This window comes from Sorangium sp. So ce363, from assembly GCF_051520435.1.
Classification (GTDB): domain Bacteria; phylum Myxococcota_A; class Polyangia; order Polyangiales; family Polyangiaceae; genus Sorangium; species Sorangium cellulosum_B.
In genome coordinates, this window is the sequence record NZ_CP150333.1 from 4,001,556 (window position 1) to 4,020,613 (window position 19,058).

Annotated in this window: 4 protein-coding genes; 3 read left to right on the forward strand and 1 reads right to left on the reverse strand. The window is 70.2% G+C overall.

Annotated elements, in window-relative coordinates; genetic code table 11:
• Nucleotides 1-460 precede the first annotated feature (460 nt).
• From WMF12_RS15350 to WMF12_RS15360, 3 genes are all read left to right on the forward strand, one after another.
• On the forward strand, nucleotides 461-1,369 hold the full coding sequence (locus tag WMF12_RS15350) for a tetratricopeptide repeat protein (protein ID WP_437552778.1): 909 nt from the start codon (nucleotides 461-463) through the stop codon (nucleotides 1,367-1,369).
• Nucleotides 1,370-1,445: 76 nt separating this feature from the next.
• Nucleotides 1,446-12,974, forward strand: coding sequence for a tetratricopeptide repeat protein (locus WMF12_RS15355; RefSeq protein ID WP_437872290.1), 11,529 nt, complete (start codon nucleotides 1,446-1,448; stop codon nucleotides 12,972-12,974).
• 189 nt (nucleotides 12,975-13,163) lie between these two features.
• On the forward strand, nucleotides 13,164-14,801 hold the full coding sequence (locus tag WMF12_RS15360; RefSeq protein WP_437873856.1) for a protein kinase domain-containing protein: 1,638 nt from the start codon (nucleotides 13,164-13,166) through the stop codon (nucleotides 14,799-14,801).
• A gap of 71 nt (nucleotides 14,802-14,872) precedes the next feature.
• On the opposite strand, the gene WMF12_RS15365 is transcribed toward WMF12_RS15360, so the two are convergent.
• Entirely contained in the window at nucleotides 14,873-18,763 is a 3,891-nt protein-coding gene (locus WMF12_RS15365; RefSeq protein ID WP_437746401.1) for a serine/threonine-protein kinase, read from the reverse strand.
• Nucleotides 18,764-19,058: the final 295 nt, after the last annotated feature.

Genomic DNA, 19,058 nt, shown 5'->3' on the forward strand with positions numbered 1-19,058 from the left:
GGCGTCCGTCGCGCGGGGTAGGGCGGGGGCCCCGCGTGAAGGCGCTGCAGCGAGGCGCATGCGCGGGGTTTGAAGCCCTGGACTTCCGCGGTTGCCTCCGCCTATTCTCGCGTCGCCGCGCGAGGTTCAACGCGCGCCACCTCGGGACGCTTGTGACGGTGCCACACGGAGCGGGGCAGCCCGTCTCCTAGATTGCTGACGGAGCGGCGCAGCCGTCTCCGGGACGCTGGAAGGAGCGGCGCAGCCGACTCCGGGATTGGGGACGGAGCGGCGCAGCCGACTCCGGGACGCTGGAAGGAGCGGCGCAGCCGTCTCCGGGATTGGGGACGGAGCGGCGCAGCCGGCTCCGGGACGCTGAAGGAGCGGCGCAGCCGACTCCGGGACGTTTTGAAGAGGGGCGACGCGACGCCCAGGTCACTCAGAGGCCGGCGATGCCGGGGCCATTCGAAAGGTGAGCGAGATGAAGCTTGGGGCATTCTTGATGGTTGGCCTGGTCGCGGCGAGCGCGGCAGGCCTGGGCTGCAGCCGACACCGCCAGGAGGCCGTCATCCTGGCGAATCAGGCCGACAAGGAGGTCGCCGTCAACCCCGACGGTGCGGCCAACAAGTACGAGCAGGCGACCAAGCTCGACCCGAACAACCACCGCATCTTCTTCAAGCTGGCGATGGCACACAAGAAGTCGGAGTCGTGGGACAAGGTCGCATCGACGCTGGCTCGCGCCACGCAGATCGCCCCGAAGTTCGCCAACTACTGGTTCGAACGGGGGTGGGCGCTCGAGCAGCAAGCGAAGAAAAAGACGATCTCGTACGAAGAGGCCAAAGAGCCGTACCAGAAGTGTATCGAGAACGACCCCAACTTCGCGGATTGCTACTCCCAGCTCGGGAACGTCTACCTCTGGACGGACGACGAGCAGAAGGCGCTCGAGAACCTCACCAAGGCGATCGAGCACAATCCGAACGAAATCCGCTACTACGCGGCGCTCGCCGACCTGTACACCCGTCTCGGGTACACGAAGGAGGCCGAGCAGGTGCTCAAGGAGGCGAAGTCGTTCGCGAAGCCGGGGGACAAGTACCTCTTCGGCGTCCACAGCCTGCTCGCGTCGGTCTACCAGGACCGGGGGTCCACGGCGGAGATGGTGTCCGAGCTCGAGGCCGCCAAGGCGGTGGCGCCCACGGATGGTCCCGAGTCGGTGCAGATTCTCTGGAGTCTAGGGAGCACCTACGCGACCCTGGATCCGCCGCGCAAGCAGGAGGCAATCCAGATGCTCAAGGGGTTCACCACGCGCGCCTGCAAGGGATCGAAGGCGGCGAGCTTCAAGACCGAGTGCGAGACGGCGAACACGCTCGTCGCGCGGCTCGGCGGTCAATAGCCGTGATGCCGCGCGCGGCACGGGGCACGTAAGCGTTTCAATTCGTTCGAAGGTCGGGGCCGAGGGTCGATAATCAATGGATCTTGCGCAGCGTCTCAATCATCTCGAGTCGGTTCATGACTGGCAAGGGCTCGTCGAGGAGCTCGAGAAGGGGATTGCGGCCGAAGGGGACGCGACCCGGAAGGCGGCATATCACCTGAAGCTCGGGCGGCTGCTCGAGGAGAAGTTCCTTCAGGCCGTCAAGGCGCTGAAGCACTTCCAGGACGCCTACAAGCTGAATCCAGCGCTGTTAGAGGCGCTGGAGTCGGCTCGTTCCATCTACTGGGACCTCGGCAAGACCAACATGGTCCAGAAGCTCCTGGAGCTCGAGCTGAGGAACGCCCCCGAGGGTACCGCGGCCGCCGAGCTTCGCGTGGAGCTCGGCGACGTGCTCTGCGACGCGGGCGATTTCGAGCGCGCGACGGAGATGTACGCGAAAGGCCTCGCCGCGTCCGGCGGGACGAGCGAGGAGGCGCGGGCCTGCCTCTTCGACATGCAGGTCGATCAGTCGTCGTGGTCGGCGCGCATGGCGGAGCTGGTGGATGCGGCCGACGCGGCCGCGAGCACCGACGAGCGCAAGCGGCTGCTGCTCCGCGCGGCGCGCCTCGCGAAGCGCTTCGATCGCGGTCAGCTCGAGGACCTGCTCCGGAGGGCGTACGAGACGGCGCCTTCCGACAAGCAGGCCGCGACGATGTTCGAGGGGCTCCTCGTCGAGGCGGAGCGGCCGCAGGCGATCGTGGAGACGCAGCGACGCATCCTCGACGCGCGCGCCGGCGTGGCGCGCGGAGAGGCGGCGTTCAAATTCGGCGTCCGCTGGGCCACGCGGCACCAGAACGTCGAGATCGGATCGAAGCTCCTCGAGGAATCGCTCCGGTTCGACCCCTCGAACGAGGCTGCGTTCGCCTACCTGCGCGAGCTCTGGGGGACGAAGGAGGGCAACTGGGAGCGCGTCGCGTCGCTGGCGGAGAGCGCTGCCAACCAGAACGGCAGCTCCCCGTACATGATCGCGCAGGCGGGCGGCATCGCCTGGCGCCAGCTCGGCAACCTCATCCGGGCCAGGAGCTGGTTCGAGAGGCTCTCGGCGGTCGCCCCGACGCACCCGAGCGTGAGCGCGTTCGAAGCGCAGATCGGCGAGCGCCTCACGGCCGCTCCTGTCGCGCCGTCCGCGCCTCCCCCGGCTGCTGCCGCGCCCGCGCCCGTTGTCGTCGCGCCCGCACCTGTCGTCGTCGCGCCGGCCGCGCCTGCGCCCGTGGCCGTCGCGCCTGCGGACGCCACGCCGCTTCCCACGAGCGCGCCTGCGCCCGTCAGCGCGCCGGCCCCGCTCAGCACGCCAGCCCCGGTGAGCGCGCCGGCCCCGGTGAGCGGCAGGGCGAGCGCGCCCGCGAGCGCTCCTGTGGACGCCTCGTCGGTGGACGAGCGCGACGCGAGATCCTCGGTGGCCGACATCGCGCCGCCGCCTCCCGCGCGGGCTCCCGCCGAGAGCAGGCCTGCGGATTCGGAGGTCGGCCGGCGGCCGACAGCGCCGCCGCCTCCCGGCGCGGAGGTCGCGGGCCGCGTCGAGGAGCTCAAGGCCAAGGCCCAGAAGCAGGAGCAGGCCAAGCGGTACAACGAGTACGTCAAGACGCTGATCGAGATCGCCGAGGCGGTCTCGGATCCTGCCGAGAAGATCGACAACTACGCGAAGGCGGCGGAGCTCTACTCGGGCAAGTTCTCGAACGCGGCCGAGGCGGTGAAGTGCTACGAGGCGATCCTCGCGATCGACGGCGAGCACGCGCAGGCGATCGACTTCCTCCGCCAGAGCTACGAGAAGCGGCGCGACTGGGAGAAGCTCATCGGGCTGCTCCGCCGCGAGGCCGCGGCGCTCCCGGAGGGCGGCGATCGCGCCGCGAAGTACCTCGAGATCGCGAAGCTCGCGTCGGAGCGGGTGAAGAAGGTCGACTTCTGCATCGAGCTCTGGGACGAGGTCCTCGCGAACGACCCGGAGAACCCCGAGGCGCTGAACGCGCTGGCCGGGCTCTACGAGAAGAACAAGGACTACCAGGCGTTCGCGAGGGTGCTGCAGAAGCAGGTCGACACGACCTTCGACAGCACCCAGAAGCTCGCGCTCCTCAGCAAGCTCGCGCAGCTCTACGGCGAGCGCCTCAAGGACGACGAGGCGGCCGTCAAGGCCTGGCAAGAGGTGATCGCGCTGAACCCCCAGGACCGCAAGGCCCAGGAGGCGCTCAAGAAGGCGTACCTCCAGCTGCAGCGCTGGGATGACCTCGAGGTGTTCTACGCCGAGAGCGGCAAGTGGGACGAGTTCATCCGGGTCCTCGAGTCGCAGGAGGCCAAGGAGACCGACGACGCGGCCAAGATCAGCCTGCTGGTCAAGATCGCCGAGCTCTGGATGGTCCAGAAGCAGAAGGCGGATCGCGCCGCGCGCGCCTACGAGAAGGTGCTCTCGATCGACGGCTCGCACCTCGCCGCGGCCGAGGCGCTCATCCCGATCTACACGCAGGCGAACAACCCGAAGGGGCTCGCCGGCGCCATCGAGGTGAAGCTCTCGCACGACCAGGACGACGTCTCCCGGCTCGACCTCTACCGGCAGGTCGCGGCGCTCTACGAGACGCGCCTCAAGGAGCCGCAGCGGGCGTTCGAGCGTTACCTCTCGGCCTTCCAGATCGCCCCGCAGGACGAGCAGTGCATCGATGACGTCGAGCGCGCCGCGCGCTCGACGGAGGGGTGGGACGCCCTGATCCAGGCCTACTCGTCGGCGATCGCGCGCGCCGAGGGCGAGGGGGACATCGCGCTCGGGGTCGATCTCCGGCTCCGGCTCGGGCGGGTGTTGCTCGACGAGGTGAAGCGCATCGACGAGGCGCTCTCGCAGTTCCGCGCCGTGTACGAGGCGGACGGCGAGAACCAGGCCGCGATCGGCGCGCTGGAGCGGCTCTACCGCGAGACGGGCCGGTTCGGCGAGCTGCTCGGCATCTACGAGAAGAAGCTCGGCATCGTCACCGAGCCGGAGGAGCGCAAGCAGATCCTCTACGCGATCGCGGAGCTCTACGAAGGGGAGCTGCGCGACGCGGCGCAGGCGATCGGGACGTACCGCCAGGTGCTCGACGACGAGCCGACGGACCCGCAGGCGCTCGCGGCGCTCGACAAGCTCTACCGCGAGCAGCAGGACTGGGAGTCCTACGTCGACGTGCTCCGCAAGCGGATCGACTCTCCGCTCGACGAGCAGGCGCTCATCGACCTCAAGTTCCGGCTCGGGAGCACCCTCGAGAAGCACCTGAACGATGCGGCCGGAGCGCTCGAGAACTACAAGGAAATCCTGATCCTCGATCCGGGCAACGACGCGGCGCGCCTCGCGCTCGAGGCGCTGCTCTCGAACGAGTCCCTGCGGGCCGAGGCGGCGGCCATCCTGCAGGAGATCTACGAGGGGCGCGGCGACTGGGAGAAGCTGATCCAGGCGCTGGAGATCCTCGCCGCGGCCGAGGGCGACACGGCGACCCGCGTCGCGCTGCTCCGGAAGGTGGCGCGGACGGCGGCCGAGAGCCTGAGCGACCTGGGCCGCGCGTTCGACGCGCAGTCGCGGGCGCTCAAGGACGACCCGTCGCACGCCGAGACGCGGGCGGAGCTCGAGTCGCTCGCCGCGCAGGCGGGCGCCTGGGACAGGCTCGACGTCATCTTCAGCGAGATCGCCGATTCGCTGAGCGACGCGCGGCTGAGCCGCGAATACTGGATGCGCCTCGGTAGCATCCACGAGCGGCTCGGAAAGGTCGAGGAGGCGGCGAACGGCTACCTCCGCGTGCTCTCGATCGATCCCGCCGACTCGGAGGCGCTGGAGGCGATGGACGAGCTCTACCGGCGCACCGAGCGCTGGGGCGATCTCATCGGCGTCTACCGGCGCCGCATCGAGCTCGTGCACGAGCCGTCCGAGCGCGAGGGCCTCTATGCGCAGATGGCCGAGGTCTACGAGCAGCGGCTCGGGCAGCCGGAGGAGGCGATCGCCGCGTACCGCGAGGTCCTCTCCATCGACAACACGAGCCTGGTGGCGCTTGCGGCGCTCGACGGGCTCTTCAGCCGCCAGGGCATGTGGGAAGAGCTGGCGGACAACCTCGAGGCGCAGCTCGGCATCGCGGTCGAGGAGGAGGCGCAGATCCGGCTGATGCTCCGGCTCGCCGCGCTGCGGGAGTCGCGGATGCGGCTCGTCGACTCGGCGATCGACATCTACCGGCAGGTGCTCGAGCGCGAGCCGACCAACGTCGAGGCGCTCGGGGCGCTCGAGCGCCTCGGGAAGGTCGCCGAGCACGAGCTCGCGATCGCGGAGATCCTCGAGCCGCTGTACCGCCAGTCGGGCGACTTCCAGAAGCTCATCGGGGTGCACGAGGTGCAGGTGCGGCGCAGCGACGACGTGACCCGTCGCGTCGAGCTGCTCCACCAGATCGCCGTGCTCTACGAGGACGCGGGCAGCGACCTCAGCTCAGCCTTCGACACCTACGCGCGGGCGCTGAGCCAGGATCCGGCCTCGGAGTCGACGCAGGAGGGGCTCGACCGGCTCGCGCGCGCGACCGGTCGCTTCGCCGACCTGGCGCGCGTGTTCGAGACGCTGGCGGCGCAGCAGACCGACGCGGAGCTCGCGAGCTCGCTCTACACGATGAGCGCTCGGATCTACGAGGGAGACCTCGGCGACATGGACAGCGCCGTCGGGCACTACCGGCGCGTGCTCGAGATCGATCCGCGCAACCTGCACGCCGCCGAGTCGCTCGAGCGGCTGTTCAGGACCTCGGAGCGCTACAACGAGCTGTCGCAGATCCTCCAGCAGAAGGCGGACATCCTCGACGACCTGAGCGAGAAGAAGCTCGCCCTCTTCCAGGCCGCGAGCCTCGAGGAGGAGGTGCTCGAGCGGCACGATCAGGCCATCGCCGTCTATGGCAAGGTGCTCGAGCTCGACGCCGAGGATCTGCGGGCGATCGACGCGCTGACGAAGCTCTACCTCAGCCTCTCACGCTGGCAGGAGCTCCTCTCGGTCTACGCGAAGAAGGCCGATCTCGTCCTCGATTCGAACGAGAAGAAGCGCATCTACTACCAGATCGGCGCGGTGTACGAGCGCGAGCTCGGCAACGTCGCGAGCGCGATCGACACGTACCAGCGCGTGCTCGAGATCGATCCGGACGATCTCCAGGCGCTCGGGCGGCTCGACGTGCTCTACCAGACGTCGCAGAACTGGCTCGAGCTGCTCAGCGTGCTCCAGCACGAGGCGGAGATCACCGCGGATCCGGCGGAGGGCATCAGCTACCAGTACCGGATCGCGGAGCTCTACGAGAAGCACCTCGACGACGTGTCCCGCGCGATCGAGCTCTACCGCGATCTCTTGCAGCAGATGCCCGATCACGAGCCGACGCTGCGGGCGCTCGAGCAGATCAAGGACGGCAGCCGCGAGCCGCTCGGCGCCGCGCTGGTGCTCGAGCCGATCTACGACGCGTCCGGCGAGTGGCAGAAGCTGATCAGCGTGCTCGAGGTCCGGGTCAAGGTGGCCGAGGACCCGTACGAGAGGGTCGATCTGCTCCACCGCATCGCGCGCCTCTCGGAGGAGATGCTGAGCGACCACGTCACCGCGTTCGAGACGTACGCGCGGGCGGTGACGTGCGATATCGGCAACGAGGAGTCGCTCTCGAACCTGGAGCGGCTCGCGATGATGGTGAACCGCTGGCCGCAGGTGGCCGCGCTGTACGACACCGAGCTCGGCCGGCTCGGCGAGGAGCCGGCGCGCTTCGTGGAGCTCGGGCTTCGGCTCGCGCAGATCTTCGAGACGCAGCTCGACGACATCGACAGCGCCGTCGCGCGCTACCGGCGCGTGCTCGAGGTCGAGCCGGAGAACCAGACCGCGATCGCGTCGCTCGATCGCCTGTTCACCGCGACCGAGCGGTGGGGCGATCTCGTCACCATCCTGTCGCGCGAGTCGGAGATCGCGCAGCCGCCGGACGAGATCCTCGAGTTCAAGTACCGGCTCGGCGTGGTCTATCAAACGCGTCTCAACGACCTGCCCGCGGCCATCGGGGCGTACCGCGAGGTGCTCACGGCGGCGCCCGAGCACTCGCCCACGCTCGAGGCCCTCGAGGGGCTCTTCGCGGCCGGGATCAAGCAGATCGAGATCGGCGCCATCCTGGAGCCGCTCTACCAGGCGGCGGCGGAGTGGGAGAAGCTCGGCGGGGTGCTCGAGGCGGAGCTCACCCACCTCACCGAGGCGCAGGAGCGGCAGGCGATGTACTACCGGCTGGGGGAGCTCCAGGAGGAGCGCCTCATCTCGCCGGACGGGGCCCTCGCCGTCTTCATGCGGGCGTTGAAGGAGTACCCGGGCGACGAGAAGACGCTCGAGGAGGTCGAGCGGCTCGCCGGCTCGGTCGACGGCGGCTGGGAGATGCTCGCCAACGCGTACGCCGACGTGCTGGGCATCCACAGCGACAAGGACGTCCAGACCGGCATCGGCAAGCGGCTCGCGCGGGTCTTCGAGACCGACCTCAGCGACGTCGCCAAGGCCGAGGAGACGTACCGGTACGTGCTCGGCATCGAGCCGCTCGAGGCCGAGGCGCTCTCGAACCTCGATCGGATCTACACGCAGCTCGAGCAGTACCCGGAGCTCGCGAGCGTGCTCGAGCAGCGGGTGCGCGCGACCGAGGATCGCCCGGAGCTCGTCGACCTGTACCTCCGGCTCGGGCAGACGTACGAGGAGCGGCTCGGTCAGCTCGACGACGCCATCCGCGCGTTCCGGCGCATCTTCGACGAGCTCGAGACGACGAACGAGCAGGCGATCAGCGCCCTCGAGCGCATCTACACGGCCAAGGGGGCCTGGACCCAGCTCAAGGTCGTGCTGGAGCGGGAGCTCGAGAACGCGATGGGCGACAGCCAGGAGGCCGACATCCGCGCCAAGATGGCGCACCTGCTCGCCGATCGGCTGAACGACGTACAGGGCGCGGTCGAGACCTGGAAGCGCGTCCTCGACCTCCGGGGCGAGGATCCGGAGGCGCTCGGGGCGCTGTCCAACCTCTATGAGCGCGTGGGGCAGTGGTCCGAGCTCTGCGACGTCCTCGAGCGGCATTACGACATCGCGATCGACGACGAGTCGCGCGTCGCGGTGCTGCTCCGCCGCGCCAAGCTGTTCCACGAGCAGCTCGGCCGCGACGACTCGTCGCTCGACGACTACCAGCGCGTCCTCGACATCGACTACGCGAACCTCGAGGCGCTCTACGCCATCGCGGCGATCTGGCGGCTGCGCAACGAGCCCGAGCAGATCGTGAGCTCTCTCCACCAGACGGTGGATCGGGCGCGGGACGTGCTGCCGGCCGAGAACGTGATCGCGCTGTACCGCGAGCTCGGGACGACCTACCAGCACGTCCTCGGGCAGGCGTACGACGCCATCGACGCCTGGAGGAAGCTGCTCGAGGTCGACCCGAAGGACTTCGAGGCGATGGCCGCCCTGGAGAACCTGCTCCGGGCCGAGGGGCGCTGGGTCGAGGTCATCGACGTGAAGATGGGCCGGGCGGCGGCCTACGAGTCGCCGGCGGACAAGGTGCGCGAGTACCTCGAGGTGGCGCAGATCTGGGAGCACCAGGTCGAGGAGAAGGACCGGGGCACGCTCGCGTACGAGAAGGTCCTGGAGCTCGAGCCGACGCACGACCAGGCCTTCGCGGCGCTCGAGGAGCTCCACGACGCGGCCCGGCGGAGCGAGCCGCTCATCGAGCTCTACCTCGCGCGGCTCGAGTCGCGCGAGGAGGTCTCCGACAAGACCGACATCCTCCGCAAGGTGGCCCGGGTCTTCGAGGAGCAGCTCGAGGACAAGCCGCAGGCCTTCGACGCGCTGCTCACGGCGTTCGAGATGGACTTCTCCGACATGGACACGGTCCGCTACCTCGAGCGCATGGCGCAGGCGACGAACCGCTGGCCCGAGCTCGTGCAGACGGTGAACGGGTGGCTGCAGCAGCAGACGGCCCCGCTCCAGAAGATCACGCTCTGCCTGCGCCTCGCCAAGTGGTACGCGGAGGACCTCGGTCACCCCGAGTACGCCCAGCCGTACTACCAGCAGATCCTCGCGCACGACCCGAACAACGTCGCCGTGCTGCGCCAGATGGCGAACTTCTTCAAGAAGACCGGCCAGTGGCAGCAGCAGGGGCAGATGCTGACGAGCGCCCTCAACGTCGCGGTCACCGACGTCGATCGGAAGGAGGTCCTGACCGAGCTCGGCGAGGTCCTCGAGAAGCACATGGGCGAGGTCGAGCAGGGGCTCAGCTTCTACCGGCGCGCCCTCGACGTGGATCCGCTGCACCTGCCGGCCCTCGAGGCGCTGGAGCGGATCTACACGGATCGCGATCAGTCGAACGATCTCGTCGACGTCCTGCTCCGCAAGGCGCGGGCCGTGAACGAGTCCGACGTCGTCGCGGCCGTGAAGCTGCGCACGGCCGGCCTCTACGAGTCCAAGCTCGGCCTGATCGAGAAGGCCGGCGCGGTCTACCGCGAGGTGCTGGACATCGACGCCTCGAACCTCCTCGCGATGCGGGGGCTCGAGCGCGTCTACACGGCGACGCACCAGTGGCCCGATCTCGTGCGCGTCCTCGAGATGCAGCTCGACGTGGTCACCACGGAGCGCGAGCGCATCGACGTGCTGATGAAGATCGCGACCCTCCAGGAGGCGCAGTTCCTGAAGCCCGATCTGTCGGCCGCGCGCCTCGAGCAGGTGGTCGAGATCGACCCGAGCCACGAGCCCGCGCTCGAGGCCCTGGAGCGCTGCTATCGCCGGCTCCGCCAGTGGCACGATCTCATCAACACCTACGATCGCCACATCAACGCGGCGGAGGATCGGCAGAAGAAGATCGAGCTCTGGTCCCACACGGCCAAGGTCTACGCAGAGGAGATCGAGGACCTCGACCGCGCGATCGACGCGTACCTGAACATCGTCGACATCCAGGACACGCACATCCCGGCCCTGGAGGCGCTGGCGAAGCTCTACGAGAAGCAGGACAACTCGGCGAAGGCCATCGAGTACATGACGCGCGTCGCCGACCTGACGGCCGACGGCAAGCAGCGCGTCGAGATGTACTTCCGGATCGGCCGGCAGCTCGACGAGAAGCTCGGCGAGCGGGTCCAGGCCCAGGAGCGCTTCGAGATGGCGCTCGATCTCGATCCGTCGCACGTGCCGACGCTGGCGGCGCTGCGGGTGATCGCGATCGACGCGGCCGACTGGGACCGGGCGGCGCGTTACCTCGATCAGGAGCAGATGAACACCGACGCGCCCCGCGCCAAGGCGCGGCTGCTCGTCGAGCTCGGCAAGCTCCGGGACGACATGCTCGGCGAGCACGCGCTCGCGGTGCAGGCGTACGAGATGGCGCTCCAGAGCGATCCCGACAACGAGGACGCCGCGATGCCGCTCCTCAACGAGTACGTCTCCACGGAGCGGTGGGCCCAGGCCGAGCCGCTCGCGGAGATGCTCGTCAGGAAGAGCGGCAAGCGCGATAGGTCAGAGCAGCACCGGCTGCAGCGGACCTTCGGGCGGGTCCTCGATCGGCTCGGCAAGGACGACGCCTCGCTCAAGGCGTACACGGCCGCGCACAACCTCGATCTGACCGACCAGGAGACGATCCGGGGCCTGGCGGACGTCAGCTTCAAGCTCGGCGATTGGGCGAGCGCGCTGACGAACTACCAGAAGGTGCTCACCAGCCTCGACGAGGCCGAGACCGAGGAGCGCGCGACCGTCTACTACAAGCTCGGCTGCATCAAGCAGGCGCAGGGGCAGTCGAAGCAGGCGGTCAACAACTTCGAGAAGGCGCTCGGGGCCGATCCCGCGCACCGGCCGACGCTCGAGGCGATGGTCGCCGTCTACGACGCGCTCAAGGACTGGAAGCAGGTCTGCCACTACAAGCGGCTGATCCTCGACAACATCATGGACGGCCCCGAGCGGTTCAAGATGTTGAACGACATCGGCGACATCTGGGTCGACAAGGAGAACAACATCCCGAAGGGCGTGGAGGCCCTGGAGGAGGCGCTCGACCTGGAGCCGCAGAACCACGTGCTGCTCCACAAGCTGCTCCAGCTCTACCAGCGCACGGGGCAGTGGGAGCGGATGGTGGACTGCCTCCAGCGCATCGCGGAGCTGGAGCCGCAGCCGGATCGGAAGAGCCGTTACCTTTACACGATGGCGCAGATCTACCGCGACAAGCTGGACGACCCGGCGCGCGCGGTGGAGCTGTTCAACGACACGCTGGACCTGAACCCGCACTCCCTCGAGGCCTTCGAGCGCATCAACAAGATCCTCACGGCGCAGAAGGAGTGGAAGCAGCTCGAGCGGGCGTACCGCAAGATGCTGCACAGGGTCGCCGGCAAGGGGAACACGGACCTCGAGTACAGCCTCTGGCACGCGCTCGGGCTCATCTACCGCGATCGGCTCGGCGACAGGACGGCCGCCCTCGAGACGTTCCGCATGGCGTCGCGGCTCAAGCCCGAGGACGCGACGGAGCACCTGATCCTCGCGGAGCTCTATGAGCAGTCGGAGCAGTTCGATCTGGCGACCGGCGAGTTCCAGGCGATGGTCAAGATCGATCCGATGAAGATCGACCCGTACAAGCGGCTCTACCGCCTGTACGTGGACAGCAAGCGCTACGACCAGGCCTGGTGCGTCGCGGCGGCGCTGTCGTTCCTCCGCAAGGCCGATCCCGACGAGCAGCAGTACTTCGAGGACTACCGCCCGCAGGGGCTCATCCAGGCGAAGAGCCGGCTCGACAACGAGCAGTGGATCAGGAACCTGTTCCACGAGGAGGAGAACCTCTACGTCGGCAAGATCTTCGAGATGATCGCGGGGGCCGCGCTCAGGGCGAAGATCGAGACGCTCAAGCAGCGCCGTGAGCTGCCGGTCCTCGATCAGCGCTTCCTGCAGGATCCGGCGACCTCGACGGTGACGTTCGCCCGGACCTTCGGGTGGGCGGCCAACGTCCTCGGCCTGCCGGCGCCGCGGCTCTACGTGCGGAGCGACGTGCCCGGCGCGCTCGTCGCGGTGGCGAACGAGCAGCCGGCGTCCGTCGCGGGTCAGACCGTGCTGACCGGGTTCTCGCCGCAGGAGCTCACGTTCATCGTCGGCAAGCACCTCGCGATGTACCGCGGCGAGCACTACATCAAGACGCTGTTCCCGACGGTCACCGAGCTGACGGTGCTCCTCTTCGCCGGGATCAAGCTCGTCGCGCCCGACACGTCGGTCCCGCCGGACATCGAGAAGCAGATCACGGCGACCGCGCAGACGCTCCGCGGGTTCATGCAGCCGATGCAGCTCGAGGGGCTCCGCATGGTGGTCAAGAAGTTCCTTGCGGAGGGCGCGAAGGCCAACATCAAGCGGTGGGTCCAGTGCGTCGACATCACCGCGGCGCGCACCGGCCTGCTCCTCTCGGGCGATCTCGAGATCGCGAAGAAGATCATCGCCGCCGAGCCGCAGCAGCCCGGGGATCTCCCGCCCCAGGACAGGCTCAAGGAGCTGATCGTCTTCTCGACGAGCGATCAGTATTTCGCGCTGCGTCAGGCGCTCGGGATCGCCATCGGCGAGGGGTGATCCCGCGCGGCAGCAGGGCCTAAGTAGCGGAATTCACCCCAATAACCGGAGCACCCGGGGCATTCAGGGGAGCGCGCGCGCGCTCCTCGCCCCGGGGCTCCGCTGTGCCGGAGGGATGCACATCTCCATGAGTCTGCTTGACGAGTCAGCAATCCTTACGAACGATCAGGTGCTGTGACCTCGTCATCGATGATCGTCCGGCTCCCCGTGCAGTCCGCGAGAGGCTTCGGGAGATACAGGCTGATCGCAAAGCTTGGGCAGGGAGGGATGGCCGAGGTCTTCCTCGCTGCGCATCGCGGCCCGCTCGGGTTCGAGAAGCTGGTCGTGATCAAGCGGCTCAAGCCGGGGATCGCGACCGAGCCCGAGGTCAACGCGATGTTCCTCGACGAGGCGAGGCTCGCCGCGCGGCTGAACCACCCGAACGTCGTGCAGACGTACGAGTGCGGCCAGATCGACGAACAGTACTACATCGTGATGGAGTACCTGGAAGGGCACTCGCTCGATCGGATCTGCAGGAAGATCGACCCGTCGCGTCACCGCGCGGTCTACCTGGCGATCCTCGCCGACGCGCTCGCCGGGCTCCACTACGCGCACGACCTCATGGATTTCAACGGTCAGCCGCTCCATGTGGTCCACCGCGACATCAGCCCGCACAACATCTTCGTCACCTACGACGGGCAGGCGAAGGTCGTCGACTTCGGCATCGCGAAGTGGGCGACGCGGGACGCGGACACCAGCACCGGCGTCGTGAAGGGGAAGATCCGGTACATGGCGCCGGAGCAGGCCCTCGCGACGATGGTCGATCGCCGCGCGGACATCTTCTCGATGGGCCTCATCTTCTGGGAGCTCGTCGTGGGCGAGCGCTTCTGGGGGGATCTCTCCGACGTGCAGATCCTCCAGCGGCTCACGTTCGGCGAGATCCCGAAGCTGCGCGAGCGGTGGCCCGCGGCGCCTGACGCCCTCGAGCGGATCTGCTCGCGCGCGCTCGCGATGGCGCCCGAGGAGCGGTACGCGACGGCGGCCCAGATGCGTGACGACGTCGAGGCGTACCTGGCGACGATGGGCCGCCGCCCCTCCTCGGCCGAGATCGGTCGCCTCATCGGTGAGACCTTCGCGCACCGCCGCGCCGAGGTGAGGTCCGCGATCAGCGACCAGCTGGGGCGGCTCCACGCCGGCGCGGCCGAGGGCGGGGAGGAGTTCGAGATCCTGCCCGTGCTCGAGGAGCGCGGCGCCGTGCCGTGGTCTCAGCGCATGCCGCTCTCGCAGATGTCGCAGCAGTTCTCCGCGCCGGTCGGGGACCAGATGCTGGGCGACGACCCGTCGCGCGAGGACAGCATCTCGAACCGCCAGACGATCCCCACGATCATGGTCGCCAACACCAAGTCGACCCGGCGAAAGGCGCTCTGGAGCGCGGGGATCGCCGTGCTCTCGGTGCTGCTGATCGGCGGCGCGTGGGCGGTCCTCGCGCTCCGCCCCACGACGACCCCGCCGGAGGGCGATGTTCCTGCGGAGACCAGGGGGGGCGAGGCCACGACCCCTTCTCCTCCGACCTACGCGCCCCCGGTCGCCAACCTCGTCGAGCTCCGGATCATCGCCACGCCGCTGGACGCGAAGATCTACCTCGACGACGTGGAGCTCCCCAGCAACCCGTTCTTCGCGAGGTTCAGCCGGGATGGCACCGGGCACCGCATCCGGGTCACCGCCGACGGGTACACCCCGGAGGCGCGCTTCGTGGTGTTCACGCGCGACGAGGTGCTGACCATCAACCTCCGCCAGGTGCCGTCGACGTCCCCCAAGGCAGGCGGCGGCACCGCGCCTCGGAAGTGACCGGCAGCGCCGTGGGCTCGGCGTAACCGCCGGAGGCCGCGCGAGAGGGCGTCGGAGCGCCGCGCGGGGCGTTACGGCCGGCCGCTCAGCATCACCTCGAGCTCCGGCGGCACGCAGCCGTAGGCCTCGGCGGCCGCGAGCAGCGCCGAGTTCTGCGGCAGGTTGAGCAGGAACGAGCTGGCGTAGGGCGTCCCCTCGAGGCCCTTCAGCCGGCGCAGGAGCGGGGGCATCGCGCGCTCCATCGCGGCCCGCGCGCCCTCCAGATCGCCCATATCCACGCAGGCGTCGTGGAGCGCGAGGTAGATCGGCGCCTCGTTGAGCAGGCTCGGCGCGCCCGCCTCGACCAGGGCCGCCGCCTCCCGCGCGATCTCGCGGGCCTGCTCGGCGTCGCCGAAGCGGCGCTCCGCCTCGGCGCAGAACCCGAGCGCCACGGGCAGGACGTCGCGGTTGTCCGTGACGCGGTACGCGTCGGTGGCCTTCTTCAGCAGCGAGCGCGCCCGCGCCAGGCCCGACGACTCGAGGCGCAAGAGCTCGCAGCCCCGGTAGAACAGGATGCCGAGCGTCACGCGGTCGCGCACGACCCACATGCTCCCCGCGGCCTCGTCCGCGCTCGCGCGCGGCTCCGCGAGCACGGCGTCGAGCCGGGGCTCGGGGCCGAACGTCGCCGCCCAGCAGAGCAGGATCATCTGCCCGTGCCGCGCCGCCCCGGAGCTGCCGATCGCCTGCGCCCTGGCGATGCCCCCCTCGATCTCCTGGAGCGCCTCTTCCCGGGCGCCGATGGTCGTCAGCGCGAAGCCGACGTTCATCGTCAGCATCGCCTCGCGCTCCTGCAGCCCGGCGCGGCGCGCGGCCCGCGCCGCGTTCCGGCGCGCCCCCAGCGCGGCGGCCGGCTCGCCGCGGGTCTGGTGGGCGACCGCGCGCGTCTGCCAGGCGTCGACCGCCGCCCAGACGAGGTTCCGCCGCGCCGCGAGGTCGAGCAGGTGCGCGGCCTCCTGCTCGGCCATCGCCAGCTGCCCGGCGAACGCGTGGACCTGCGCCAGCGTCGCCGAGCACTGCGCCTCCTCCTCGACGAGATCGATCGACCGGGCGCGGTCGCGCAGCGCCGTCAGCCGCTCCTCCAGGTCGATCCCCGAGCCGCACGCGTGGTCGTAGCGCGCGCGGGCCGTCAGCGTGCGCAGCTCGCTCGCCTCGTCGAAGACGTTCTCCCACATCGCCCGGATCGCCGAGTCGCGCTCGGGCGAGCGCGCGTCGAGCCGCGAGTACGCCTCCTCGAGGAGGACCGCGCGCGCGAACGCCGTCGGCTTGTCGGGGGAGAACACGAGCGCGCGATCGGCCATGGTGACCGCGTCGCGGAGCGAGTTCGTCGCCAGGGCGCGCCGCGCGGCGGCCTCCCAGCGGATCGCGGCCTCCTCGTGCTCGCCGCCGAGGTCGAAGTGCTGCGCCACCGTCGCGCTGTCCTCGCCGAGCCGATCGAGCCAGCGCGCCGCGGCTGCGTGCAGCCTCTTGCGGAGCTCGTCGCCGACGGAGGCGTACGCGACGTCGCGGACGAGCGCGTGCTTGAACAGGAACTCGCGCGCGGCCGGAAAGCGCGACGCGGGCTGCGCGACGAGGAGCTCCGCGGCGATGAGCTTCTTCAGCGCCGTCGCGGGCTCTGCCACCCCGACCTCGGCGAGGCCCACGTCCCACACCGACAGGCCGAAGACGCTCATGCGCACCACCGCCTCCCGGGTGGGCTCGTCGAGCGCGTCGAGGCTCACCTGGATGGCCGCCTCGATGGTCGGCGCCGTGGCGGCGTCCTTGCCTGAAGCGATGACCCGCGCGAGCTCCTCGGCGAAGAGCGGCGAGCCGGCCGCCTGCTGCGCGACGCGGTCGAGCGTGGCCTCCTCGAACGGCCGCGTGGCCGCGGCTGCGCTGAAGACCGCCCGCGCGATCTCGCGCGTGGCCCGGCGCGCGATGGGGCGCAGCTCCACGCGCACGTGGTCGCGGCCGGCGAAGCGCTGGCCCTGGTCGCGCCAGAACGCGGGGCGCACCATGAGCAGGATGAACAGCGCCCTCCCGGTCGCCCGCCCGAGGAGGTGATCGAGCCACGCGACGCTCTCCGGGTCGGCCCACTGCGCGTCCTCGACGAGCAGCGCGCACGGCTCGCTCGACGCCGCGTCGACGGCGATGTCGGTCATCGAGAGGTAGAGCGCGTCGCGCGCGCCGCGCAGGTCGACGCCGTCGGGGAACGGCTGGTTCGCCAGCAGGCGCGCGAGGAGCCCGCCGTCGCCGTGGAGCGGCCGCCGCGCGCGCACCGCGTCCTCGGCCTGCTCCAGCGACGCGCCCTTCGGCAGGCCCATGAGGACCCGCAGCGCGTCCGTGGCGACGCCGAGCGCCTGCGCGCGGCCGAACGACTCGCAGCGCAGCTGGATGAGCCGCGGCGGATCCGGTCGATCCACGATGCGGGCGACGAACTCGCGCGCGAGCCGGCTCTTGCCGATCCCCGGCGGCCCCGAGATGCTCATCACGACCGGCGTCCCGTCCTCCACGCAGCGCTCGAACGCCGCGACGGTCGTGATGAGCTCGGCGTCCCGCCCCACGAACGGCGTCTGCGCGTCGGGCCGCTTCGGCGCGCGCGCGAGCACCCGCACGGCGCCGCTCTCCAGGGGCTCGCCCATGAAGCGCCCGCGAGACAGCTCCACCGTGGTGGCGTCGGCGAGGACCCTGCCGAGGCCCGCCTCGCGCGCGAGCGCGACCGCGCGGTCGACGACCTCGCCGGCCGCGCGCGTCCTGTCGACGCGCATGCGGCCGGAGGCGACGCCGACGCGGCCGCCGCGGCCGCCGAGCGCGAGCCCGAGCTCGAGGGCGCGGGACGCCTCGTCGCCGTGGGCCTGCCGCACGCCGAGGTGGGCGGCGATCGAGTCCGTGCCGAGCGGCAGCGCGTCGGCCCCGCGGCGGCGCAGCGCTTCGAGCTCCCGCTGCCGCTCCTCGCCGGTGGCCACGTGCAGCGCCACGATCGTGGTCACGAGGCGCGTCCCCATCGCGCCCGGCGGGTTGTCGCTCACGCGCAGCGGCGACGGGGTGGGCAGGTACGGCTCGTCGGCGAGCGCCGCGAGCCTGTCCGCCACCTCGCGCGCCGAGCTCGGCCGGAGCTCCCGGTCGGCGAGCAGGAGCGCGTGGATCAGGTCGTCGAGCGCCGGGACCACGTCGAGCAGGAACTCCGAGAGGCGCGGCGCGGGCGTCGTCGCCAGGCGGACGAGGGTCGCGATCGAGGTCGGCCCCATGTGCGGGGGCCGGCCGGCGACCAGCTCGAACAGCGTCGCGCCGAGCGAGTAGAGGTCGCTGCGCGCGTCCACCGTCGCGTCGCCGCGCGCCTGCTCCGGCGAGATGTACGCCGGCGTGCCGACGAGGCCGCCCGCGTCCGTCGTGAGCACGAGCTCCTTCGACGCCGCGACGCCGAAGTCCACGAGCTTGGTGCGGAGCGGGGCGTCCGGCGAGCCGCGCAGGAGGAGGATGTTGGACGGCTTGATGTCGCGGTGGACGACGCCCGCGGCGTGCGCGGCCGCGAGCGCGCTCGCGACCTGCCGCCCGACCTCGATCCCCTCGCGCAGCGAGAGCGGGGAGCGCTTCTGGCGCGCCGCCAGGTCCTCGCCGTCGAGCCACTCCATCGCGATGAAGGTCGCGCCCTCCTCGATCCGCCGCCCCTCCGCGTCGACCGCGCTCGCCTCGAGCGTCCCGAACGCAACGACCCTCACGATCCCCGGGTGATCGAGCTCGGAGAGGATCTGCCCCTCGCGGGAGAGCCGGGCCTGGCCCTCGGCGTCGACGCCGACCGCCGTGATGATCTTCAGCGCGACGTACCGCTCTGTCTGCACGTCGAAGGCGCGGTGCACGGTGCCGATCCCGCCGCGCCCGACCTCGTGCTCGATGTGGAACCGGCCTGCGACGAGCGGCCGTGCGGACTCGATGCGCGCGGAGCTCATGCGCCAGCCGACGTGGTCCGAGGGATGGGCGCCGGGGGGGTCCGGCGCAGCGGAGAGGCGATCTCATGGCGCCGGGCCGCGTGGGCCTGCGGTGTTCCGACAGGGCGCATTCGCGAAAGAGACTACGCCGTCGCTCATGGCAGTTCCAGTGTCGCGGTCACGGGAACCCGGCAGCGCCGCGGACGCGGCGATCCGGCCGGAGACGTCGTGGTGCGCGCGCGGCGGGGCTCTCTTGACGGATCCGGCGGCTCCTCCTACGGTCGTCGGCTCCGCTGCTCCTTCAACGTCACGTCGG